The organism is Coleofasciculus sp. A1-SPW-01 (assembly GCF_040217205.1).
Taxonomy (GTDB): Bacteria; Cyanobacteriota; Cyanobacteriia; order Cyanobacteriales; family Coleofasciculaceae; genus Coleofasciculus; species Coleofasciculus chthonoplastes_A.
Genome location: NZ_JAVJNP010000204.1, coordinates 64,886 through 90,107, shown reverse-complemented (window position 1 = coordinate 90,107; position 25,222 = coordinate 64,886). Strand labels below are relative to the sequence as shown.

General features: G+C 45.8%; 20 protein-coding genes. 10 read left to right on the top strand and 10 right to left on the bottom strand.

Annotated elements, in window-relative coordinates; genetic code table 11:
• Positions 1-13 precede the first annotated feature (13 nt).
• The 3 genes from RH949_RS29840 to RH949_RS29830 all read left to right on the top strand — a co-directional run bounded on the left by RH949_RS29840 (position 14) and on the right by RH949_RS29830 (position 3,658).
• Positions 14-2,044 (top strand): cation:proton antiporter domain-containing protein, encoded by a 2,031-nt coding sequence (locus RH949_RS29840; RefSeq protein WP_446358294.1) that lies wholly within the window; start codon positions 14-16, stop codon positions 2,042-2,044.
• Between the two features lie 25 nt (positions 2,045-2,069).
• Complete coding sequence (locus tag RH949_RS29835) at positions 2,070-3,194, top strand: sensor histidine kinase KdpD (RefSeq protein WP_446358292.1); 1,125 nt, start codon at positions 2,070-2,072, stop codon at positions 3,192-3,194.
• A 245-nt stretch (positions 3,195-3,439) separates the two neighbouring features.
• Positions 3,440-3,658 (top strand): hypothetical protein, encoded by a 219-nt coding sequence (locus RH949_RS29830; RefSeq protein WP_044208963.1) that lies wholly within the window; start codon positions 3,440-3,442, stop codon positions 3,656-3,658.
• 214 nt (positions 3,659-3,872) lie between these two features.
• On the opposite strand, the gene RH949_RS29825 is transcribed toward RH949_RS29830, so the two are convergent.
• A complete protein-coding gene (locus RH949_RS29825) occupies positions 3,873-5,066 on the bottom strand; it encodes a D-Ala-D-Ala carboxypeptidase family metallohydrolase (RefSeq protein ID WP_006103210.1) in 1,194 nt (397 codons plus the stop codon).
• Between the two features lie 721 nt (positions 5,067-5,787).
• Positions 5,788-6,603 carry a TIGR01548 family HAD-type hydrolase gene (locus tag RH949_RS29820; RefSeq protein WP_446358289.1) on the bottom strand — a complete coding sequence of 272 codons (816 nt, stop codon included), beginning with the start codon at positions 6,601-6,603 and terminating at the stop codon, positions 5,788-5,790.
• A gap of 147 nt (positions 6,604-6,750) precedes the next feature.
• On the opposite strand from RH949_RS29820, the gene RH949_RS29815 reads away from it, so the two are divergent.
• Entirely contained in the window at positions 6,751-7,050 is a 300-nt protein-coding gene (locus tag RH949_RS29815) for a 30S ribosomal protein PSRP-3 (RefSeq protein ID WP_006103218.1), read from the top strand.
• Between the two features lie 262 nt (positions 7,051-7,312).
• On the opposite strand, the gene atpC is transcribed toward RH949_RS29815, so the two are convergent.
• From atpC to RH949_RS29800, 3 genes are all read right to left on the bottom strand, one after another.
• The gene (gene atpC, locus RH949_RS29810; RefSeq protein WP_446358287.1) at positions 7,313-7,723 is read right to left on the bottom strand and encodes an ATP synthase F1 subunit epsilon; all 411 of its coding nucleotides are present in this window, start codon (positions 7,721-7,723) and stop codon (positions 7,313-7,315) included.
• Between the two features lie 115 nt (positions 7,724-7,838).
• Positions 7,839-9,287, bottom strand: a complete 1,449-nt coding sequence (atpD, locus tag RH949_RS29805) for a F0F1 ATP synthase subunit beta (protein ID WP_446358285.1) — start codon at positions 9,285-9,287, stop codon at positions 7,839-7,841.
• A gap of 216 nt (positions 9,288-9,503) precedes the next feature.
• Positions 9,504-10,586: a choice-of-anchor L domain-containing protein gene (locus RH949_RS29800; protein WP_446358283.1), complete on the bottom strand. Its 1,083-nt coding sequence runs from the start codon at positions 10,584-10,586 to the stop codon at positions 9,504-9,506.
• Between the two features lie 394 nt (positions 10,587-10,980).
• Between RH949_RS29800 and RH949_RS29795 the strand changes: the two genes are divergently transcribed.
• Positions 10,981-11,538 carry a hypothetical protein gene (locus RH949_RS29795; protein WP_446358281.1) on the top strand — a complete coding sequence of 186 codons (558 nt, stop codon included), beginning with the start codon at positions 10,981-10,983 and terminating at the stop codon, positions 11,536-11,538.
• A 177-nt stretch (positions 11,539-11,715) separates the two neighbouring features.
• Here the strand turns inward: RH949_RS29795 and RH949_RS29790 are convergent, their stop codons facing one another.
• The 5 genes from RH949_RS29790 to hemW all read right to left on the bottom strand — a co-directional run bounded on the left by RH949_RS29790 (position 11,716) and on the right by hemW (position 18,696).
• Positions 11,716-12,915: an HhoA/HhoB/HtrA family serine endopeptidase gene (locus RH949_RS29790; RefSeq protein ID WP_446358279.1), complete on the bottom strand. Its 1,200-nt coding sequence runs from the start codon at positions 12,913-12,915 to the stop codon at positions 11,716-11,718.
• Positions 12,916-13,073: 158 nt separating this feature from the next.
• Positions 13,074-15,338, bottom strand: a complete 2,265-nt coding sequence (locus RH949_RS29785) for a CBS domain-containing protein (protein WP_446358277.1) — start codon at positions 15,336-15,338, stop codon at positions 13,074-13,076.
• 338 nt (positions 15,339-15,676) lie between these two features.
• Entirely contained in the window at positions 15,677-16,636 is a 960-nt protein-coding gene (gene speE / locus RH949_RS29780) for a polyamine aminopropyltransferase (protein ID WP_446358275.1), read from the bottom strand.
• Between the two features lie 122 nt (positions 16,637-16,758).
• Positions 16,759-17,154, bottom strand: a complete 396-nt coding sequence (locus RH949_RS29775; RefSeq protein WP_006103219.1) for a hypothetical protein — start codon at positions 17,152-17,154, stop codon at positions 16,759-16,761.
• 255 nt (positions 17,155-17,409) lie between these two features.
• Complete coding sequence (gene hemW, locus RH949_RS29770; RefSeq protein WP_446358273.1) at positions 17,410-18,696, bottom strand: radical SAM family heme chaperone HemW; 1,287 nt, start codon at positions 18,694-18,696, stop codon at positions 17,410-17,412.
• 413 nt (positions 18,697-19,109) lie between these two features.
• Here hemW and RH949_RS29765 point away from each other — a divergent pair, with 413 nt between their 5' ends.
• From RH949_RS29765 to RH949_RS29745, 5 genes are all read left to right on the top strand, one after another.
• Entirely contained in the window at positions 19,110-20,189 is a 1,080-nt protein-coding gene (locus RH949_RS29765; RefSeq protein ID WP_006103287.1) for a PIN/TRAM domain-containing protein, read from the top strand.
• A 444-nt stretch (positions 20,190-20,633) separates the two neighbouring features.
• Positions 20,634-20,855, top strand: coding sequence for a ferredoxin-thioredoxin reductase variable chain (locus RH949_RS29760; protein WP_006103284.1), 222 nt, complete (start codon positions 20,634-20,636; stop codon positions 20,853-20,855).
• A gap of 194 nt (positions 20,856-21,049) precedes the next feature.
• Complete coding sequence (locus RH949_RS29755; RefSeq protein ID WP_446358271.1) at positions 21,050-21,400, top strand: hypothetical protein; 351 nt, start codon at positions 21,050-21,052, stop codon at positions 21,398-21,400.
• A gap of 215 nt (positions 21,401-21,615) precedes the next feature.
• On the top strand, positions 21,616-22,938 hold the full coding sequence (locus RH949_RS29750) for a hypothetical protein (protein WP_446358269.1): 1,323 nt from the start codon (positions 21,616-21,618) through the stop codon (positions 22,936-22,938).
• Positions 22,939-23,132: 194 nt separating this feature from the next.
• Positions 23,133-24,848 carry a helicase HerA domain-containing protein gene (locus tag RH949_RS29745; RefSeq protein WP_446358267.1) on the top strand — a complete coding sequence of 572 codons (1,716 nt, stop codon included), beginning with the start codon at positions 23,133-23,135 and terminating at the stop codon, positions 24,846-24,848.
• Positions 24,849-25,222 lie beyond the last annotated feature (374 nt).

Below are 25,222 nucleotides of genomic sequence, written 5' to 3'. Positions count from 1 at the left end.
ATCCCTAATTAGAATGCTCCTACTGACTTACCTAGCTCAAGTCTTACCCGGACCGATTACTGACCCCGTAGCCGTTTTCCTCACCATTTTGGCGATTATGTTAGTCGCTCCACTTCTATTTGAGCGACTGCAACTCCCTGGTATTGTCGGGTTAATCCTCGCTGGTGTGGTAGTAGGACCCCATGTTCTGGGTCTGCTGGAACGCGACAGTACAATTGTTCTACTAGGAACCGTCGGGTTGCTATTTTTGATGTTCATGGCGGGGTTGGAAACCAGCCTAAATGACCTTAAAGACAATGCTAGTAAAGCCGTTATTTTCGGGTTAACTACCTTTACTGTGCCGATGGTACTGGGGACATTTGCCATGTTGGTGTTGGGATATGGCGTCTTAGCCGGAATACTGGTAGCCTCCTGCTTCGCGTCTCATACCCTCCTAGCATTACCCCTGTTGAACAAGCTGGGAATTATGCGAACTCAGGCTGTAACCGCGACTCTGGGAGCAACCTTAATTACCAATGTATTGGCACTATTAGTGCTAGCCGTTGTCCTCAAAGCAGATGGCGGAACACTCACCCTTGGTTTTTGGTTATTTCTGATTCCAGCGCTTTGCATTTATACATTTGCAGCCCTCTGGGGTGTTCCTAAAATTGGTCGCTGGTTTTTCCGACGGTTTGGACATGACGAAGGTGCAGAATTTATCTTTGTTCTGGCGACGTTATTTGTCATTTCTTATCTGGCAGGATTGATTGAAATTGAACCGATTATCGGTGCATTTTTAGCGGGAATTGCCCTGACGCCACTGATTCCCCAACTGAGTCCTTTGATGAATCGGATTCAGTTTATTGGCAACACCTTATTTGTGCCATTTTTTCTGATTTCCGTAGGAATGCTGATTAACCCTCTAGTATTAATCCAGCAACCGAAATCTATTTTAATTGCTGCTGTCATTGTTGTCGTTGAAGTCATCAGTAAATTTCTGGCGGCTTGGGGAACAGGCAAATGGTTTGGCTTTCGATTTCCCAGCATCATGGTCATGTTTGGTCTGACCATGGCTCAAGCCGCTTCAACGCTAGCCGCGATTACAGTTGCCTATGATATCGAACTGGTTGATGAGTTAACCGTTAATGGCATTATTGCCATGATCTTAGTTACTTGTATTGGTTCTCCTTGGATAATTGAGCGCTGGGGCAAGAGAGTCAAAATAGTTCAGAGTCGTTCAGTTGAAACAGGCAGTCCTCAGAAATTGGGGAAGCGCGTTCTCGTTCCGGTTGCTAATCCCAACACTGAAGATAACCTGCTCCAATTAGCATTAATCTTGGCAAAAATGGCTCAAGGAACACTACTCCCACTTCATGTTATTTCCGATAAATATAAACCTGTAACTCCCCAAGCAAAAATGCTACAAACCCAGCTCTTAGCCACAGCAGAAGCCATCGCTCATGCCGCCGTAACTCAGGTGGAGTCAATTGGTCGAGTGGATGATGCCATTGACAGAGGAATTACCCGCACGGCATCAGAACGTGATGCCAGTCTGATTATTTGTGGGTGGAAAGGATACTCAACCACTCGCGAGAATTTTTTTGGCAGTGTTATCGACAATGTAATCCAGCGATCCCCTGTTCCGGTATTAATTAGTCGGTTTTCCCAACCGATTGAAAATACCCGACGAGTTCTTTTAGCCGCAGACGCTCAAACTACGTCATCGGCTACATTTAAACAAACCGTAGAAGTCGCTGATAATTTAGCCAAAGAACTCAAAGCCACGCTCCAACTTATGGTGGTGGCGACTCACTCGAAACCGTTCAGGCTACAGCCAGAATCAGTTGGGTTAAGCATCGATACTCCGCTAATGCGAGTGCGGGGAAATTTTGTCAAAAACGTTTCGCGCCTGCTGCAAAGGGATGACTTGCTAATTTTAATGGCGTACACAGATTCTACTCGTTTATTAAGTTTGCCAGGGCAACTGATCGAACCCGAGGCGATCGCACGAACTCATCCCGATACCTCAATGATTGTAGTTCACTTTCCGAAGACGACTTTATAAGTTAATTTCTACGTTTTGATCCGCGATGATTAATAAAGACGAACTCACCCATTCATCCGCTTCCCCTGAATCTTTTGAACCCCCTACCAGCCGTCGCGGAAAACACCGTCTGTATATCGGTATGGCACCGGGCGTGGGTAAAACCTATCGAATGTTACAAGAAGCGCATCGACTTAGAGAAGAAGGAATTGATGTCGTTATTGGGTTATTAGAAACTCACGGACGCCAGGAGACAGCAACAGCCGCTGAGGGACTAGAAATGGTTCCCCGTTTATCTATATGTCGAGGAAACACAACGCTCACAGAAATGGACACCAATGCGATTCTGGCGCGTCAACCGCAACTGGTGTTAATTGATGAACTCGCCCATACGAATATAAAGGGTTTGCCTAGGGAAAAACGTTATCAAGATGTTGAAGTTATTTTAGATGCCGGGATTGATGTTTTTTCTACCGTTAATATTCAACATTTAGAAAGTCTCAATGATTTAGTTGCCAAAATTACCGGGGTTGTCGTGCGAGAACGAATACCCGATCGCCTCTTGGATGAAGCCGACGAAGTGGTTATTGTCGATGTCACGCCAGAAACCTTAGAAGAACGATTAATCGAAGGGAAAATTTACGCCCCTGAAAAAATAGAACAATCTCTACAGAATTTCTTCCAACGCCAAAACTTACTCGCCTTACGAGAATTGGCACTGCGGGAAGTGGCTGACAACCTGGAAGCCGTAGCTGAAAAGTCTACCCTAACAGGCAAATTTTACAGCGTTCACGAACGGGTGTTAGTTTGTGTGTCCACCTATCCTAATTCAGCTCAATTGCTACGACGGGGGGCGCGGTTAGCGACTATTATGCGAGCCCGTTTATATGGATTGTTTGTGGCTCACCCTGAACAGTTTCTCACCAAAGATGAAAGCCTCTATATAGAAATGTGTGAGCATTTTTGTCAGGAATTTGGGGGTGAATTTTTACACGTCACCAGCACCAATATTCCCAACGCGATCGCCAAAGTAGCACACACCTACCACATTACTCAAGTTGTGGTCGGACAAACGCATAAATCCCGGTGGCAGTTAGCATTACAAGGTTCTCCTGTGCAGCAGTTGCTGCGGTATCTCAAGGATGTTGACTTGCACATCATTGCCACCTAGCTGAATGGGAGTATCACTAAGGCATGACGAAAGTTTTTGATCACCGGGCGTGCAAGCAGGGGAAGCTGGGGAAGCTGGCTAGATTTAGAGCAAGGATGAAAGCAAACCGGGGTTTTCTCCTTCATCCTTGCTGTTTTTTCCGGCAAATCCTCACTTAGAGGGAACATTCCAGCCCGGTTTTGCCTCATAATTTAGTAAGGAGAGAAAACTCTCCTTGGTTTGTACTGCGATACCATCGACGTTGTATGGAAAGAAGCACTGCCACGGTTCAATACTCCATTAGTGCCACCAACAATCCCGACAAGCCGATCAAACTATGCATCTGGGAACCGGCTGTGCTTACTGATTCTCGCGTTCGTCCTTTTCACTTCAAAGCGAATTATATCTGCGAGACTCTACCCGAAGCCATGGAGATTCTTCGGCAAGTTGAGACGGAGTCCCAACAATACGAGGCGGTTGCCTAATGAACCAAAGGACAGATGACGAATGTAGTATCGCTATCGACTAACACTCCGCTACCGATCATAGTTTGACACTCCCCCGGTTGAAACACGGGGGAACCTGCACCATCGCTTGTACTGTAAAAATGCTTAAAGCTATTGCTGTTCAATATTTGGACAAATCAAACTAACAATTTAGCACACTAACTACGGAAGCCCCCCCAAGACACGCATTAACTCAAAATCCATAGCTCCACCGAGCGCGATACCCTCTCACATCAATATGGGTAAAAGAGCTAGCACTGGCTAATCCACCCCGATTTCCCCACCAGGATTCTAGGCGCTGATTAACTTGGGGTGGGGAGATTCCTTGAACCACAAAATCCACAGCATCACCAACTAAATGCCTGGATTTTGTTGCCCCTCCGACTTTACGATTAGTTACTGGATCACGATACCAAGAATTTATAGTAATCGGACGAGCGCCCAAATATTCTCTCACTTCTTCCATCACATGAGCCACTCTCAAAATCCCCTCAACCACCTCATTATTAACAGGAATCCTTGAGCCATTCATTGTCGCTTCCGCCCAACTAAAGTGTCCACCTTCGAGAATTGGATTTCCCAGATAGACTGTTCCTAATTTGGGTACGGTGATGGGACGTCCTTTATTGGGTGAAGCAATTTTAGTTTCGGGTTCTTCTGCTTTATCGCTGGGGCGATTATTCGGTTCCGTTCCCTGAATTTCAATATGTTCTTTGAAAACATACCAATCACTCTGATTATTCTGCCCTAACAAAACCCCATCGGGTAACAGGACTTTGACGTGTCCTCCCTCAGAGGGGTCATCCTCAATAATTTCCAGGCGAGTACCCCCTTTTACCGTGATTTTTTCTTCTGGTTTGAGCCGAAATGATTGATCTGGTCGCGCTTTAAATACTGTATCGGATAAAATCTTGATTTTAATACCTGTTCCTGGTTTAGGGATATCAATGATTTTCTGGGATTGGAGATAGTAAACAATCGCCGCTGCTCCAATGGTGGTTGATGGATGCTTCAGAACAGTGGTACCACCCCAAACCCACTCGGATTGATCTCCAACTCCATGTCTAAATCCATTCCACAAGTCAAACCCCCACAGATAAGCACCGAGGGTGCGAGTTCGGGCTTTATGGAACTCCTTAGCCAATAAAATTTCTGTCACTTTTTTCACAAATAAGTCAGGTTCGCGGAGGTTCCACTCACTGTAGTGAATAACCGCTGCAAACCACCACGGAATGCCTGTCGCTTGTTCAACGGTTTCATAGTGTTGTCGCAGATCCTTCATTCGCTCAACAACTTGCTGAACTTCGGATTCTTTTTCTTTTTGTAAGTTACAGGTCAGGAAGGCTTTTTCGTAGTCAGGTAAGAGTGTCTTGAGGCGAAAGTCCATAGTTGTGTTTAGCCCTTTTGGAACAATTAACTCTAGTTAATATTTTACTCTGCTCGAATTGAGTCGGGTATGGCTTCGGTGGGGTAAACGCCACTTTTGATGAGGATTTCAGCGTTTTTAGGGGATGATAAATTTACGCCCTCCAGCAAGCTGTTATGCTTTTGATTTGATCGGTGAGGCTGACGCAAAAGTAGACTGAGATAGGGGTTGAGGGCTATTTGCAAAACTTAATACAGCACGGTTTTCTTTTGTCCGACTACTTATCACTCCTTTTTTGCCAGACTAACGCTGAAAAATGACCCCGTTATCACTATTCTTTTTTTAAAGCTCCTAGTCCCCACAAACAGATACCATATATACCCAAATAAGCCCAAAGTTCTAATTCACCACTAACTAGCAACCAAGTCATCACTAAAGGAAACGTGATGGCTAGCATGATCACGGCAGTATCATAGTCTAAATTCATTGCTTTTATGGGGATGCACCATGCTATTATTGGCATCTAAATTGCTAATACTGATATAGCAATACTAATATAGCTTACGGTTTTCCTTTGTCCAAGGAGATTGGGTGGAGAATGGAGGGTGTGGGAAAAATCGCCTGATGGGATGACACGCAACTTGAAGCGTGGTAAGCATTTAAGTTAAATATTAGTAGCGAGCAAGATGCTCGCACTACAAGTCATTCTTGACATTAAGGTTTAAATGCCGAACAGCTTAGCTCACACCAATTGCTGAATTTGTTCTGGGGTGATCTGCTCAACATTGCTAAAAACTTGAGCCGCCCCTGCTTTTTTTAAGGTTTGTTGATAAGCCTCACGGCGTTCTGCTGTTTCCTGAACATGTGGCGGGAGAACACCAACACCAACCCAGGTTCTGTCTGGATGAAGAGTTTTGGCTGCTGTAACTGTGTACATATCTGCCACGGTATCTCCTACATAGATGGTAGGCAATGGTTGCTCTATTTGGTGCTGTTGCTGAAGCTGGTTAACGACTGCCAATAATCCTGTCGGATCAGGTTTACCGGGGGCATCTTCCATCGCCACGAGTGCGGGGGCTGGCAAACCGAGACGTTTTGAAAGAGCGTAAAGTGCTTCATTTCGCGTCGCCCCACTAAAAAAGCCCCATAAAATATCGGCTGAGGTTAGATATTCAAGATAGTTGGGGTTGAGGAGTAATGGTTCATCACAGATGTATCCTGTCCAATGATTTGGATCAGCGCCTCGGTAGCGAGCATTAAAAAAGGCAATCAGGTTATCATAATCTAGGGCAACCTGCGATCGCGCCTGACCTCGCTGCTCAAAGTGGCGATAGATGAGCTCTCGTGAGGCGTCCCAATCGTTGTTCCATAAGCCTTCGGATTTAAGGTGGTCAATCTCAACAGAAGACGGGCGATACACTCCAGCGGTAAAATGCTCGACTGTATCCGCGATCGCTCTCCGGTAAGATCCACTCACATCCCGGATAACACCATCAATATCGAAAACGGCGATCGCTAGTCTAGACCCTGATTTTGTTCTTGATTTTAAAGTTGTCAATGTAAACACTCCCACGACTAACTCAGTTGCTTAAGCCGTGCAGTTTTATCCCCCAGATAAATCACGAGGGCTTTCACCTTCGCTATCCTGTAGAATGATTGATTGTACATTAAGTATAAGATACCTGATCTATTGTTGGAGGTTTGTTTGTCTAAATTTATCTTAAAAGTTCTCTGGTTAGAAGAGAATGTGGCACTCGCCGTCGATCAAGTCGTGGGTAAAGGAACTAGCCCGCTGACATCCTACTTTTTCTGGCCCCGGAACGATGCTTGGGAGCAAATCAAAAACGAACTGGAAGCCAAACATTGGATTAGCGAAATGGATCGCGTTGAGTTGCTCAACCAAGCCACTGAAGTGATTAACTACTGGCAAGAAGAAGGTAAAAATCGTCCCATGAATGAAGCGCAGGCAAAATTTCCAGAAGTCACCTTTACAGGTAGCGCCTAGTGGATGAAGCGGAGCTGGGGGAAGCTGGGTAAACTGGGGGAGCAATGTAGAGACGTGCCATGGCACGTCTGGGAGCTGGGGGAGAAAAAAACCATACAAAATAGCGAGTAATACCAAATCCGATGACCCAAACCCCTTTATCCCTGGGATAATTTTTCCTTCTACCCCTCCTGACTCCTGCCTTCTCCTATACAAAAGAGCTATCCAGCTAACTAACGTCTGGATAGCTCCTTTCTTTTTCAATGGCAATGCTCGTTTAGCATCAAACCATACCACCCGCTGCTTGAAAGCGAGCTCTTGCTCTCTTTAAAGCTTGCGTGGCTTGAATCTTTTCTTGCCGATTCTCACTGGTTTGGACTTGGTTGAGACGCTCTTGGGCTTGAGAGAAAGCTTCTCGTGCGGCTTCCTTATCAATCGTCTCTCCCTGTTCCGCCCCATTAACGAGAATGGTTACTTCATCATTTTCAACTTCGGCAAATCCGCCCATGAGGGCGATGGGTATCCAGTCTTTACCCGGACGAACTCGCATTACACCAATGTCCAGTGCTGACAACAGGGGGGCGTGACCCGTCAATATACCCAGTTGACCGGTCGTACTGGGCAAAATTACTTCTTCAGCCTCAGAATCCCAGACAATTTTGTCGGGAGAAACAACTCGAACAGTTAAGCTCATAATGTGTTAGTAGTCTTTTGTCATACTCAAGGAAGCGCCAATCAAGCTACCTCATTGGTCATTAGTCATCAGCTTAGAACAGCCTCATGACTAATGACTCAAAACTCACAAGGGATTAACCTTTCATCTTCTCAGCTTTAGCGATCACTTGATCAATATCACCAACCAGATAGAATGCCTGTTCGGGCAGGTCGTCCAATTCTCCATTCAGAATCATTTGGAATCCCTTAATCGTTTTGTCAAGAGAAACGTACTGACCGGGCAATCCTGTAAATACTTCCGCCACAAAGAAAGGCTGAGACAAGAAACGCTCAATCTTCCGCGCCCGGGCAACCGTCAGACGGTCATCTTCTGACAATTCATCTAAGCCCAGAATTGCAATAATATCCTGGAGTTCTTTGTAGCGCTGTAGGGTTGACTGAACCGCACGCGCCGTTTGGTAATGCTCTTCACCCACAATACTGGGTTGGAGCATGGTCGAAGTGGAATCCAATGGGTCTACCGCTGGGTAGATTCCCTTGGAGGCTAAAGCACGGGATAATACCGTCGTCGCATCAAGGTGAGCGAAGGTGGTTGCGGGTGCGGGGTCGGTTAAGTCATCAGCTGGGACATAGACCGCTTGAATCGAGGTAATTGATCCTTCTTTGGTTGAAGTAATCCGCTCTTGGAGTTGACCCATTTCTGTAGCCAATGTGGGCTGATATCCCACAGCCGAAGGCATCCGACCGAGGAGGGCGGATACTTCTGAACCCGCTTGCACAAACCGGAAGATATTATCGATGAACAATAGCACGTCTTGCTTGTTGACATCGCGGAAATGTTCCGCCATCGTCAGCGCCGCCAGACCGACACGCATCCGGGCACCGGGGGGTTCGTTCATCTGACCGTAGACCAGCGCTACTTTAGACTGGCTGAGATCTTCTTCGTTAATAACCTTTGACTCTTTAAATTCGTTGTAAAGGTCATTTCCTTCACGGGTGCGTTCGCCCACACCACCAAAAACTGATACACCACCGTGAGCTTTGGCAATGTTGTTGATCAGTTCTTGAATGATCACGGTTTTACCAACACCCGCTCCACCAAACAACCCAACTTTACCTCCGCGACGGTAGGGTGCCAGCAAGTCTACAACCTTAATCCCCGTTTCAAAAATCGACGGTTTGGTTTCCAGTTCGGTGAATTTAGGAGCCGAACGGTGAATGGGGGAGCGCTCTTCGGTATTGACCGGACCCAATTCATCGACAGGCTCACCTAACACATTGAAAATTCGTCCCAGGGTAGCACCGCCGACGGGAACACTAATGGCGGTGCCAGTGTCTACAGCTTCCATCCCTCGAACTAAGCCATCCGTACCACTCATGGCAACGGCTCGGACTTGGTTATCACCGAGTAACTGCTGCACTTCACAGGTTACGGCAACATCTTGTCCTGCTGCATTCTTACCTTCAATTCTCAAAGCATTGTAAATCCGGGGCATTTTGCCGCCAGGAAACTCAACATCGACAACAGGTCCGATGATTTGAGTAATAACGCCGGTGTTTGTTTTTTCTGTGGTGGCTACCATGCTTGCGTCTATTATATTCTGGGATAACGAGCGTGCTTCTGACTTCATAAAGCACTCAGGTGACAAAGGGCTTGCTATTTCTAGAAGCCCACACTATGCTCCATCGAGTCAGTCTGTGGATTTGTCACAGCTTAAGAGCTTAACAATACCGCTCTCTAGATTACCACTTATGGGTATCGCAAACCCAGTAGCCCGCGAGGAATTAACTAATCGCATTCAGTGTTCTTGTAAGTGAGCTTTCTGTTTGCGTCTAATCATTGTCCGAACCCCTAAAGTTGCCACTCCCAGCAATCCGAGTAAGCCGGATGGTTCGGGCACACTCTGGGGTTCTGGATCATCTGGGGGAAATAAATTTCCCGGATCAGTTCCAGGATCAGTTACAGGGTCGTCTGAGGGGGATTGGGGTTCATCAGAGGGATCGTCATTCGGTTCAGGTTGAGGATTTAGTTGTGGTGGTTTTGTTCCGAGAGACTTGCCTTTGATGAAGACAGCAGAGTCATAAAGACCATCACCCTTATCTTTGACGTTGATAATAAGAGTGTTCCGGGAATTTTGCTCAAGTAGTCCTTCAAAGGTCAATAACTGCGTAAAACCATCCAGCTTAGTATTGGCTATGTTAAGTTCTGCTGGATTATTCACATAGTCATCATGGTACAAATCTGGATTTTGGGGATCAGGAACCAAATTATTGATCGTCACCTCTTGCCCATCACTCAATTTGGCTAAGTTAATCCCGTTGAGTAACATTTTAAAAGAGTCATTGAATTCAGTCCCGCCAAATTCGACAAATTCTTCCGAGCCAAAGATATATTGGAAAAATAACTTTTCTGCTGTATTGTCAACATCAAAGCTGATTTTCAATGTTATATCATCCCCTTGCATCCCTATCGCCCTATCTTCAGGGGTAGAATTTCCTGAATCTGCAGGGGGAGGGCTTGGCGGATCAAAATCTGTACTCAAGTCATTGGGATCTCCCTCTGTAGGCACTAGTCCTCCATCTTCTGTGTTGGGTCCGGGTAGTTCGTCAACTCTACCCGTACTCAAAACGATGCCCTCACCCAGACCGAAGGGATCGTCGCTGAAGGTACCAAAGGCTTTATCGTTGACGTTTTCCTGATCATCGTAAACTGTTAAAACAATGTTACTCAGTCCGGTCGTATACCCTAACAAAGAATTCAGAAGTAAATCTGTATCACTCGTTGGCGTGATTGTAAATGCCATTGCTGGCAGTCCCCACAAGCTCAGAAGAGCCGTTGTTGCAATAGTGGTCGTTGTCGTCTTGATTGGTAGAAGCCCCATTGTTTTTCCCTCCTTTAAGGAAAATAGTTGCACAGTCGTCTAGTCCATTTCAAGCTCTATGGCTTGTCTTCACAGAAATAATACACTAATGTAAAGTTATGTTAAAGATCTACAATTAGAGAGTTTTCTTGTTATCCTCCATTTTACTATCTAAACAAAATAATTGATGGATTGCCTCTAACGTTGAGCAGAAACCCATGGGGATCAGAAACCAACGGGAATTGTAATAGATTAGTATTTGCAGCCACCTTGTATGAGGAGTATTTGTGGAGGACGGCGGTTCAGTATTAAAACTGTATGCTAAAAAGACGTGATTTAGCACATTGATTTCCAATAGTAATATTTTATGTTAGTGCCTCGTGCAAGAAGGCAGAAATAAAACTACGTCACTATCATGCAGAAAGCAGTTATCATTTGTCCCGGTATTCACAATTCACAGTTGACACAAGAGTTTTTAGCTGGGTTACAACGCTGTGACTCTGGTAATGTAGGGCGTGTTCAACAAATGTTAATTTTTCCCAGCCACGAGTATCCGGCATATTCAGCTATTCATATTTTGAACTATTTACAGCGTCATCTTACTCTAATGAACACCTCTGTTACTTTTATCAGTTTTAGCGCAGGAGTAGTTGGTGCGATTGGTGCAGCATGGGGATGGCAAATGCTTAGGGGAACCGTGAAAGCGCTGGTGGCGTTGGATGGGTGGGGTGTACCCTTATATGGAACATTTCCCATTCATCGGCTGAGTCACGATTATTTTACCCACTGGAGTTCCGCCTTATTGGGAAGTGGTGACAGTCGTTTTTATGCTGACCCCCCAGTGGAGCATCTAAAATTATGGGAACAGCCAGATAGCTGTCAAGGGTGGGGGATACAACCCCTTAAGAATGGGAGAGAATGGCGACGTTATCTGACGGCGGCTGAGTTTGTGGTGCAACTCTTGCAGGATTAACCGTTTGTGGTAAGACTTGCTGCACAAACCGGAAACCCCTAAAAATAAAAGTGCAAAGGACGATTAAAGGTTCAGCAAATTTTAAGGCTTAATAGATAAAAACCATACAAGATAGCGAGACAAGATAGCGAGCGAGACGCTCGCACTAACCCCAATCAGGATTAGTTGGGAAGGATGTCAATCTAATTGATTGACCGGAAACGCTCCCGGTTTTACGAGAATCGTTTTCGTTTTCCCCTGACGATTCACTTCAATATCAAGATTCGCTCCAACTTCACTCGCTTCTACTTCTTCTTGTACATCCGAGGCAGTTTTAATCGCTTTTCCGCCAACTTCTTGAATAATATCACCCGGTTCAAGACCTGCTTGTTGAGCTGGGGAATTAGGAACGACGCGGACGATTAAGACGCCCTGATCTTGAGTCACGTTTAAACCTGCATCTTGATCCTGATTAATTTCTTTGCGTAACTCTGGAGTCAGTGTAACCATCTGAATTCCCAGATAAGGATGGTCAACCCGACCTTTTTCAAAAAGCTGTTCAGCAATGCGTTGAGCGGTTTCAATGGGAATGGCAAAGCCTAATCCTTGAGCGTTGGCGCGAATCGCCGTATTAATCCCAATAACTTCACCATTGGCGTTTAATAAGGGTCCGCCGGAATTTCCCGGATTAATCGCCGCATCGGTTTGGATAAAACTAACTCGTTTTTCCGGAACCCCAACCTGAGAACTGGATCGCCCCAAAGCGCTAATGATACCAACGGTTACTGTATTATCCAAACCCAGAGGATTCCCGATCGCGATCGCCCATTCCCCAGGAATCAACTCATCGGCTTTACCCAAGCGGACAGTGGGCAAATCTTCTGCCTCAATTTTAATAATCGCCACATCGGTTACCGGATCTGCCCCTAATACCCGACCCTCTAACGTCCGTCCATCTTTCAGGGTAACCTTGACGATATCCGCCCCGTCGATCACATGAGCATTGGTAATAATTCGCCCATCTGACTCCAGAATAAAACCCGATCCCGTCCCCCGTTCCACGCGAGGTTCCGGAACAGGCATCTCATTGCCAAAAAAGCGGCGGAAGAAGGGATTTCTAAAGGGTTCGGGAACATCTTGGCTGATCTGACGCGCCGCATCAATTCTCACCACCGCCGGTCCAACTTGCTCGACGGCTTGGGCAATAAAATTGAGATTGCCGGGAGCGGGACGGTTGGAGCGTTTTGGGGCTAAGGGTTCCAATACCGCCGGCACCGCTTCTGGAGGATTAACCCCTTGGGGTTCAGCCATAAGGTAGCGACTACCTAAAACCCCTGCTCCACCGCCTAAGCCTAGCAAGGTCAGATAAACGGTTAGCTGCTTTAATGATAAACTCATGGTCTTGGAAACGGGTAGTTTTTGCAGGGGGTGACAAGCGCGATCGCAACTCAGCATAATGGGCGAGTTGCTGCCTTTAATTGTACAACCTTCCTTTTCAGAGTGTCTTAGCTTCCCCATCTCCCCCATCTCCCCCAACTCCCCCAGATCTCTCTGCTCTATCCGTTTCTACTGGGAAAGGTCATCGATGCCTGATGATGCTGTTGCAGCGGAATTTCAATCACAAACTCACTACCTTGCCCCGGTTCAGAATTACACTGAAGATATCCCCCATGTTTTTCCACGACAATCTGATAGCTAATCGATAACCCCAAACCCGTGCCTTTTCCGACAGGTTTAGTGGTGAAAAACGGATCAAATAGACGTTGACGCACCATCTCAGTCATCCCCGACCCATTATCCGCAATGCGAACCACCACCCATTGATTTACCCACGATGATTTTGCCTGGGATTTAGGACGCTTCACCTCTTTAATCGCGGTTTGAATCCCAATCGTGGGATAAGGACTAGAGGATTCTCCATTAGACAACTGAGCTTGAGCATTTAACTGTCTCAACTCTTCGAGCGCATCAATGGCATTACTCAGTAGATTCATAAACACTTGGTTGAGTTGTCCCGGATAACATTCCACCAAGGGTAAATCCCCATAGTCCTTCACCAACTGCACTTCAACTAGACCGGACGTCGCTTTAAGCTGATTTTGTAGAATCAACAACGTATTGTCTAATCCCTCATGCAAATCTACGGATTTCATTTCCGCTTGATCCAAGCGGGAGAAATTTCGCAACGACAGCACCAAGTTGCGAATGCGATCGGCACCCAGTTTCATGGAGTTAATCAGTTTAGGCAAGTCCGTTTTGACAAACTCTAAGTCAATGTCCTCGGTCGTTTCTTGAATTTCGGATACAGGCTGGGGATAATACTGCTCATAGAGTTCCAGCAAACCCATCACGTCCTGAACATACTGAGAAGCGTAAGCAATATTACCGTAAATAAAATTAATCGGATTATTAATTTCGTGAGCCACACCAGCAACCAGTTGTCCCAAAGACGACATTTTTTCGCTCTGAATCAACTGACTTTGATAAGAATGCAGTTGCTGGATCATGCGTGTGAGTTCGCGGGTTTGTTTTTTCAACTGGGCTTCACTTTGCCGCAGGGCTGTTTCTACCCGCTGGCGTTCTAGAATATCCTGTTGAAGCTGGACATTGGCTTGAGTAAGCTGGACTGTGCGCTGTTCAACTTGAATTTTCAATTGGTCATGAGATTTTTGCAGGGCTAACTCCGCTCGCTGACGCTCCCCAATTTCGTGGCGTAGCCGTTCATTCGTCTGGGCTAATTCCGAGGTTCGTTCTTCCACCGCCTGTTGCAGTAGTTCGATTACCCCATACATTTCCACGGGGTTAAGCACTTGCAGTAGGCTGGTTTGGGAAACAATCCCCACTAATTCTCCCTGATTACCGCGAACAACCAACCGTCGCACCCGATGCTGCTGCATTTGCTCGTGGGCGAGCCACAAGGAATCCGAGGAACCCAGGCAAAATAGGGGTGTACTCATCACCTCTTGAGCATTCAGGCGCGATAAATCTAGTTCTAGTGCCTGAAACTGCACAATATCGCGTTCCGTGACAATACCCACGGGAATCAGGGACTGAGAATAAAGCATTGGATATGAGCAAGAGGCTTTAATCAAAGGAGCAGAACATCCGGCTGGCGTGAGGGCGTCTTGTTCTCCAGGCTGAATTTCCGAATCTCTGACTTGAGTAATCACCACGCAACTGACTTGATGCTCTGTCATGAGCTGGGCTAACTGTAGCACCGCTGTAGTTACGGGTGCATGAATCACCGCTGTGGTCATTACATCTTGCACACAGCGCAATCGCGTTAGCAGGTTAACGGGTTGCAGAGCTTTGCGAATACTCTCATGGGTGACAATTCCCATAAGTTGCCCTTGTTCATTGACAATCGGTAGGTGACGAATCCGATGCTGGCGTAAGAGTCCCAATGCGGTAAAGATATCGTGAGATGGTGACGGTTGCAGCGTAATCGCGGGTCGGGTCATAATTTCGGAAATATTGACTCGGCTTAAGGGAAGCCCCGCCGCTGCTAACCTAACAATATCGCGCTCAGTAAATACGCCCACCAGTCGCTCTCCCTCCATCACCAATACACAACCTGCTGCCGTATCCGCCACACCAAACACGGCATCTTCTTCCTGAGATAGGCAGGAAATTTGTGGGAGATGCGCGGGGATGTGACTCATGTCAGTTCCTAACGCTTGGGTGGGTAACCGACAACTGCGAAATCGACTCATGAGCGCCAAGACATCGACCAGCGGGGTATCTGGTGCGACGGTCAAAAAATGAGCATCAATTGCTGGTTCTAGAGCTAAGGAATGAAACGGCAGACCACTAGGCTGCATGAGCAATGTCTCTGGGGTGAGTATTGGCGTAGCTGGGCAGAGTTATGGCAAGGGTCACTGATTCGCTCAAACTTGACAGATTGGCTTTGTTCGGGTAAATCGATTTGATAGCTATGACAGCTATCTGCCTGCCAAGGAGAAGCATCAGCTAGGAAATATGAGAGTTGCACCCTGGAAGTCTTGAGAACTTCAGTTACTTGGTTTTACTGGCAATTTTACGCTGTTGTTTTCCTTTTTTCTGTCTATTTTTTTTAAGACTGCAACAAATCGTTACATTTACTGTAACAAAATTTTACATTTAGATCTCGTGGGTCAGGTAGGCATTCTCCGGCAGTTGATCACGATTGAGAGGATGATTGACTCAATGCCCCCTTACCAAAGAATTTTGGCGGTTCGTTTAAGGTATAGACTTGAGTTTCCGAGGCGATCGCACGACGGATATAGGCAGGGGTTTGTAACAGTCCTAATAACGCCACACCGTCGATTAGGCGCAAACCCCCTGTGGTATTATCTTGCAGGTGTTGGTCAACGGTAGCCGGATTGGGTTGAGTGTCAATGGCTTGGGCAGACGCGATCGCAAATCCCCAGGGTTCACCGTAGGTGGGGGTAAAGCAACAATAGGAGTGTATATGTGGAAAAACAGTACTTAAGGTGTTCACTAGACGAGCATGGGTTTTGACCGCGAACGTTCCCACCGGTCCAGCTTGTAGGACTAAAAATCCATCCGGTTGGAGAACGCGCTGAACTTTCTCAAAAAACTCTTGGGTAAACAGCTTATAGGATGGTCCTTCTTCAATCGGATCAGACAGATCGGAGATGACAATATCCCACTGTTGTTCCATGTTGTCTAAAATCTCTAGAGCGTCACCAATAACCAGTTGAGTTCGAGGATCATCAAAGGCATTTTGATGCATTTCTGGCAAATGTTGTCGGCAAGCGTCCACAACCTCACCATCAATATCCACCATCATCACCTGCTCAACGGTTTTCCAGCGCAGGATTTCGCGTACCGTTGCTCCTTCACCCCCACCCAATACAAGAACACGACGCGGATTAGGGTGACTAATCATAGCGGGGTGAACCAGGGATTCATGGTAAATAAACTCATCCCCTGTACAGGATTGCCATTTGCCGTCTAAAACTAAGGCTTTACCATAGGCTCCTGTTTCCACAATATACATTTCCTGATAGGCTGTTTTTTCATAAGCTAAAACCTTGGTAATTCCGTGAACATAGATATCCCAAGGCGTGATATATTCGCTTATCCACAAATCGGCATCAACCTGACTACCAGCCATACAGCCCCCTCCTTCCTAATTACAGTACACAGATCGTCATTATTACAGAAAGATGCAATCGAAAACAGGCAATGGGGGGAACTTCAGGTTAAACTTTAGCTGATTCCACTTTAGCCAACGCTCTAAGCCGCATCGAACAATGTCAGAATTTGCTTGAAGATAGGTTCATCGGCGCGAGTTTGTAGAATAGCGCCAGCTAATTCAATAAATTTATGATCTTTTTGGTTGTTATGTTCAATCAATTTACTGGCTGGATGAAACGTCAGATCATCAGTTTGTAATTCATTCGTTTTTCCCGTTTGTAAACCCAAAAAACCCGGTTTCCAGGAGATCGATTTACCCCGCAAGGTAAATTGAAACCACTCAATTTTGCCGTGGCGAAGTTCTACCACTACATCAAAATAAGGCTCACCTCCTTGATACCAAACTTTGGTAATCCCCTCTTTCGCTGGGCTTAATATCCCCGGATCGATCTGTCTGAGGGAAGCTCCTAATCGTTTAATTTCATCTTGATCCATCTGCGTCACGAGTTTGGGTCTCAGCTCCCTGGTATGTCCGCATGAAGGTAAGCTGATCGCTAAAACTATATACTGGATACGCCAATATCGCCAATGACTCCGGACTTCTAGGTAAACAGAGAAAATTTGCCCCAGGCTATAAATTGATTGATGAGAAGCGCGATCGCCTCACCTGAGAATTGTAGACCTTTTGCGCCGCCACCCTTGGTGAAACGTTCAAAGGGAAACGTTGCGAGGGTTGATTGGTGTCCCAGCTTAACCTTCACCTATCTCTTTAAATATATCTGCAAGAATCGTATTGGAAAATAAGAAGCCGTTGGGGTCACTCAATCTGATCCGTCCACTGATGGGTCTGTTTGAGACTGCTTGCATATCGATAACGCTTCCATCAGGAGTTACTATTGTGATCCAACCTTTGTCAACCGATGGCTGTAAACTTCGCCAAATCCTTTCTATCAGGGTTTCACCAAATTTTTCCCTCAACGCGGATAGACTCAAACCGTCTGCCAGACGCAATCCTAACATGACGGTTTCTAAGAGGATGTCAGTGGTACGACTTGGGGGAGAATCAAGGACGCCTCCTGCCTGGATAAATTGTTCTACCCAAGCATAATACTCTCGTCGGGTGCGGGGTCGCGTAAACCGCCGCGCCTGGATATAACTAGCCGCCCCCATACCAAATCCATAAAAAGGACGGTTTTCCCAATACACCCGATTATGTCGGCATTGATGAGTGGGTAAAGCATAGTTGGATATCTCATAATGTTCATACCCGGCATCCGTAAGGAGTTGCTGGGCAAGGCGGTACATTTGAGCTGTGGTTTCGTCAGTCGGTAAGGGAGAAATGCCGGGGCTGTATTGCCGTCCAAAGGCGGTGACGGGTTCTATAGTCAGGTCATAGCAGGAGATATGGGTAGGGGCAAGCTGAATGGCGGCGGCTAGGGATTCCTGCCACTGTTCTAAGGTTTGAGTGGGCAATCCAGAAATCAAATCTAAACTCCAGTCGGGAACCTCTACTTGGCGGAGCAACTCAACGGCGGTGAAGATATGATTAAGCTGGTGCGATCGCCCACAAATGCCTAATAGTTCATCCTGAAAGGCTTGAACTCCCAGGCTGACTCGATTCACGCCCGCATCCCGGTATCCTTTGATCTGCGACAGGTCGAATGTGCCTGGGTCTATTTCCATGGAAATCTCAGCATCGGTAGTTATGCCAAACTGCTGTGCTAAGGTATCCAGAATGCGGTTTAACTGTTGAGTGGATAACAGAGAGGGGGTGCCACCACCAAAGAAAATGGTTGAGAGAGAACAAGTTGAGGCTGGTGTTGTTTGAATTTCTTGAGCTAAGACCTCAACATATTCCTCAATCGTGCCGGACGTACTGCCTCTGGCTTTATCGCCGACTACAGATACAGGAAAGTCACAGTAGTAGCAGCGGCGTCGGCAGAAGGGGATATGGATGTAGGCGGAATGGGCAATTCCCATCTCGATGATTTTCTCAGATTTCTCAGATTTCTCAGATTTGTTTGAAAAATTTAACATTTTAGGCGGAAAATTGGCGAATAATTCTTAACGTATGATTGACAAGTAGTAGATCGATGGAAATAAACAAAACAAAATTACGTTTTGTAAATGTTATTTAATTTATGCTCACCAAGGATATCCGAATTATGAGTTATGAAGCTGAATCTCCTATTCCCTGACCCCTAATGATCCTCACCATTTATGCTGACAGACTTATTAGTTCAAGGTATTTTTAGAAAAAATCTGGAGTCATTAACAAAAAAAGGCTAGAACTGTACTCGCTTATACGAAAAACTGAAGATTTGAGCTAAGCCGATAGGTATAGGAAAACAAAATGGAGGGAAAGATATAATAAATGTGATTAACCTCTATCATTATAAATCTTGAATAGAATCGAAAGATTTGCCAGATAAACCACTTGGATTGGAACCATGCTTGATTTTGTCATTATTCTTTTATTCATCCTAGGAGGAGCAGGTGTAGGGTTCGACATTGTTGAACTGCTTCCGCCTTCCGTGCAAGAACAGATTACCAATCTGGAGGCGCTGCGCTGGATTTTAGCCAGTTTTACCGCCATTATCGGTTTTGCGGTTGGGTTAACGGTGCAGGTGACCTATCGTCGTTTGGAAAAGCAGGTACGCCAACTGCCAATTGAGGTAATTTTAACCCGGGCAGTCGGTTTGGTGTTGGGGCTGCTGTTAGCGAATTTAATGCTAGCCCCGATTTTCTTTCTACCTTTTCCCTCGGAGTTTGCCTTTATCAAGCCCCTGGCGGCAATTTTGGGCAGTGTGATGTTTGCCTTTCTGGGAATCAGTTTGGCAGATACCCACGGTCGGACTTTTTTGCGACTGATTAATCCAAACAGCTTGGACACGATGTTGGTAGCAGAAGGGACGCTCAAACCAGCGACGAGTAAGGTACTCGACACCAGTTGTATTATCGATGGTCGCATTGAGGAACTGTTGAATACAGGGTTTGTCGAGGGTCAACTCCTCATTCCCCAGTTTGTGTTGCAAGAGTTACAGCAGTTAGCCGATGCAGCGAATGATCAAAAGCGGATTCGGGGACGGCGTGGGTTAGATATTCTCAAAGCTATGCAAACCGCTTATCCGGAACGCCTGATTATTCACCCGGCTGATTATGAGGATATTCAGACAGTGGATGCCAAATTGGTTCGGTTGACTCAGGAAATTAATGGCACGCTTTTGACGAATGACTACAATCTGAGTAAAGTGGCTAATTTGCAAAAAGTCCCGGTACTCAATGTCAATGATCTGGCTCACGCTGTACGTCCAATTTATCTGCCGGGTGATAGCCTGGAACTGAAAATCCTCAAGGAGGGGAAAGAACCCTCTCAAGGCGTAGGTTATCTAGACGATGGCACGATGGTGGTTGTAGAAGAAGGACGTAACCACCTCGGCGCTGAAATGCGAGTTGTGGTCACCTCTGCTTTACAGACATCTGCAGGACGGATGATTTTTGCTCGTCCTCAAGCATCTGTGGCGGCGTAAACATAAGAATTGGCTGCGGTTGAGGTGGCTACAGGTCTGAAAACGGTGCTGGAAAATCAGCACCGTTTTTGATCAGTTGCCAAACTAATCTCTAGGAAAGAACCTTGCTGTGTAAAAATGGTTTAGGATTGCCAGAGTAATTTCTGGCAAGATATAGGCTGTTTAAGAGAAAACGAGCTTTTTGTGTCAGGAACCCCACGGCTGTAAGCCAGGGGCTTGAAAAAAGCCCAAACCTGACCAGCCTAAAGCCTCGACCGCGCTCGGACTTCGGTGTGAGCGCTCAGTCAAATTTAAATATTGCAGTCGTGTACACGGGAAGGATGGATACCAATACAGCTTCTCTGGGAAGCCCTGTCGGGCTGCTGTTTATGTAAGAGGGCGAATTCTTCCATAAGCATAAATGACAGGGGTTTCCATCCGCCCCCTTACTAACCGTAATTTTCGATGAAAGTTGGCGATCGCGTTCGAGTTAAGACATCTGTTATTGTTTACCACAATCCTGCCCACCGGAATGAGCCGTTTGATATCAAGGGTATGGAAGGCGAAGTCATGGCTATCGTTACAGAATGGCAAGGGCGACCCGTGAGCGCTAACTTACCGATTCAGGTTAAATTTGATAAAAAGTTTCGCGGTCACTTCCGGGAAGATGAGTTAGAAGTTGTTTGACCACCATTTTAACCTTGCCAAGCTAGTAGGGTGGGTTTCGACTTCGCTCAACCCACCAGCCTTAAGTCAGTCGCATTCATTTTGAATCTACTGGTTTTGCATTTTGAGCTATAACCCCATCTTGGGATCATCATCCTCTATGTAGATTTCAGCTATTTCACACCTGGGTAAACTACCAAGGTGGGGATACTTCATTGAAAATTTTACAGCTATTCCAACCATGCGATCGCGTTATTGGGTTACCTGGTGGAACAGATATTAGGTCGTCCTTAAATCTAGTCTTCCTGATTGGTTTACCCCTGTCACTCTGGCTGATCGGCGTCTGGAAGTTAGTCTATGGCGTTCTCCCTGTCGCGATCGCATTCTTGTGTCTTCCTGTGTTAACGGCTTTGGCTACCCTGGGATTACTGGCTTTTGCCGTGTTAGCTTGGAAAAATCACGATTGGTCTTTTGGGGCGCGATCGCATTATTCTGTGATCACATTAGCCACCTTAGTTTTTATTGGGGTGTTGGCGTACTGGAATTTACTCGGATTTCAATTCTAATCTTGAAGTCCCGATTCCCTTTTTCCTTAACATCTGTCGCCAGAAATCGGCAAGTCTATTTTTCTGACGTTTTATTGGGAAATGTAAATAAATATCACAAAACGGGGCATTTTACGTAAAAGCAGCCGCGAAATTTAGAGTCACTTGTGAAGGTTCTTTGATGTCTGCTGATCACTTCAATCTAATCTGAACGTACCCCAATTGGAGACAGGGCTATGGCTGAGCCAAACACGTTAAAGCTCGCTAAACAAGGTAATCCGAAAGCAATTGCAGCAATGATTAACCGCTCACTGCGAGCCAAGCACATCATCGCCAAGGTTAATCGCAAAGATGATTGTTTGCAAGTCTTGGTGGAATCAGCGCAAATTCCTAACCAAAAGGCGATGGTTTCTTTTATTCGTCAGGGTTTAACCAAGCTAGGCGTTGAGACGATTAAAACGGTGCAAGTTTATGGGCGTCAGAAAGGACAAGACTCTTTTGCTTGGAATCAAACCTTTGAGATAGAATCCTCACCTCCTCAAGTCGCAGACGTTCACCATTCCGATCCTGATTTAAATCTACATCACACTCCTGAAGATGTTGCGGCGGAAAACGATATATCCTCGGATGTTGATGATATTAAATCCTCTGTTTCAGAACCACTACCAGGTTCAAATTTTGCCAAAGTTCCTCGACACGCTGCTGCTGGAGGGTATACATCTTCACACAATCGACAACCAAGCGATAATGCCTCACACCGTAGCACTCACTCCAGCCGTTCCCAACCTCGCCAACCCATGAAACCCTTAAGTGTAGGGAATGTGGTTAGTGCGGGTCTGCGTTTGTATCGCGATCGCTTCAAATTATATTTTGGTCTGGCATTTCAGGCATTTTTGTGGGGAATAGTACCGATTTATGGATGGGCAAAATTATATCAAATCCAGGGTATTATTTCACGTCATGCCATCAGTGAATTTGCTGAACAACCGGAAACTATTGAGAGCATTCGCAATCAGCTTGATCGGAAAATGTGGGATTTCTGGACAGCTCAAATTTTAATTGGTTTGATTGCTTTTGCAGTAAATTTTGGTTTGTCGATAGTCTCAGGAATCATCGTGGGAATAGCATCAAGCCTAGAAGCTATCATTAACTTAGTTACTCTCGGCATTTACCTCTGGGTTTATGCCCACTTCTTTATTACTGAGTTACCGTTAGCCGTAGAAGGAAATATAAAGCCCAAAGCAGCCATTAACCGCAGTTGGGAATTAAGCAAGGGATTTGTTCCCAATATTATGGGGATAATTGCCGTTGGGACTCTAATCACAATTCCGCTAGGATTAATCGTCTTCATTCCTATACTGATAACGATTCCCACTGTATTGATTAATCCATCGCCAGAGGCGTTAATTACTGCATTAGGAATGTTAGTGCCGTTACTCGTTATTTCCTTTGCCTGTATGGGTCTTTTAGTCATGCCATTTTGGCAGATTATTAAAGCACTCATTTACTATGATCTCCGCAATCGCCGGGAAGGAACAGGTTTACAGCTACACCATTGATCCAACCGCTATAGGGTGCATCGTTTGTGTGACGAGACAAAGACAAAAAAGAAGATAATACTGACAAAACAAATCGTGAATCATCGGGTTTTCTTCAAAAAATTGCTAATTTACCCCTTAAATCCAAGGAAAACCCCCTATAACCCAGAAGAGAACGATAAGATAGGCTTGGCTTCGTTCAAACCCTAGCAGTGATGGATGTAGATAAACCCTTAGGTTCAGTCATTCAAGGTTCTCTCTCTGGCGGATTGGAAGTGCGATTGGAGGCGGATGTCTCCGTCGAAGATATGCGCGTGGGTAAGTTTCTGGTGGTTCAAGGGATGCGATCGCGCTTTTTCTGTATGCTGACGGATGTAGCGCTAGGAACCTCCAGTCAGCGGATTTGGGCGAATCCCCCCCATCCCAACGATAGCTTTTTACGCGAGGTTCTTGCCGGAAGTGGCACGTTTGGGACAATCAATTTAACTCCGATGCTGATGTTAACGCCAAACCTGGGCAAACGGGAGACACCCAACCTGAATTTGAATGGCAAAAGTCCTTTAGCGTCATTTCAACCTCAAAGTAGTGATGACGACGACGAATTGCTTCCAGTGAAAACAATTCCCAGTCACTTCTCCCAAGTTTATGATGCCAGTGAACGAGATTTCCGGGCGGTATTTGGCTGGGAAGATGACCCCCATCGACGGAATTTTTCGGTGGGTCAACCCCTTGACATGGACGTGCCAATATGCTTAGACCTGGATCGGTTTGTGGAACGCAGTAATGGTGTGTTTGGCAAATCGGGAACCGGGAAATCTTTTCTGACTCGCTTATTATTATCCGGGATTATTCGCAAGCAAGCGGCGGTTAATTTAATCTTCGATATGCACTCCGAATATGGATGGGAAGCGGTATCAGAAGGAAAACAATTTAGTACCGTTAAAGGATTACGCCAACTCTTTCCCAATCAAGTCCAAGTTTATACCCTTGACCCGGAATCCACCCAACGCCGAGGAATTCGAGACGCCCAAGCCATGTATCTCAGTTACGATCAAATTGAAGTTGAAGATATTATGCTAGTGCGCGGGGAGTTAAACCTATCTGAGGCGAGTCTGGAAAATGCGATTATTCTCCGCAACGAGTTTGGCAAAACCTGGATTACGCAACTCCTGAATATGACGAATGAAGATATTCAGATATTTTGCGATGAGAAGCGGGGAAATAAATCTTCAATTATGGCATTACAGCGCAAGTTACTGCGTTTAGATGAATTGAAGTACATGCGGAGTGCTTGTCCCCAAAATTATATTGACCAGATTCTGCAATCCTTGGATGCGGGGAAGCATGTGGTGGTGGAATTTGGCTCGCAATCGAATATGCTCTCCTATATGTTAGCCACGAATGTGATGACGCGCCGCATTCATGGTAAATATGTGCGGAAGGCGGAGAAATTTCTGCAAAGCAAAAATCCATGCGATCGCCCGCACCCATTGGTGATTACGATTGAAGAGGCGCACCGTTTCCTAGATTCAGCCACAGTACGTCAAACCATCTTTGGCATTATCGCCCGCGAGATGCGGAAATATTTCGTTACATTACTGATTGTCGATCAGCGTCCATCGGGGATTGATAATGAAGTCATGTCCCAGGTTGGCACCCGGATTACCTGTTTACTGAATGATGACAAAGACATCGAGGCTATCTTCACCGGAGTTTCAGGGGGACAAAGTTTGCGATCGGTGTTAGCTAAATTAGATTCCAAACAACAGGCATTAATATTAGGACACGCCGTACCCATGCCCGTTGTAGTACGAACTCGTCCTTATGATCAAACATTCTACACAGAAATTGGCGAACCCTCTTGGGATGAAAAGTCAGATGAAGAAGTTTTTGCCGCCGCCGATTCTGCCAAAGCCGATTTAGGCTTTTAAACGTTCGTAGTTGCGCTGTCTTCGCCCTAAACGTCGAAACCCCCCATTCCCAAATAAGTTTGTAGTTGCGCTTCAGCGCCATAAGTAGTCGGAAAAAAGAAAACGACAACCCATTTAACGAATATTACTCGAATATTCGCGATGGAATTCCTCATAAATAATCCTTAATATCTTTTACCGGTCTTCCATATCTTCAAATTGATCTGATACGCGGCTTTAATCTCAGAGTTTGAAAAAATAGTTTTTTAGTTAGATAGATATTCCTTAACCAAGGCGAGAGTAATTACCGGAAAAATAACCTTAGTTTGTGAGCGCTTCAACATCATATTGATGTTGTTTTTGCAAAAATTTTCGTCATTCATGAGATTATCGTA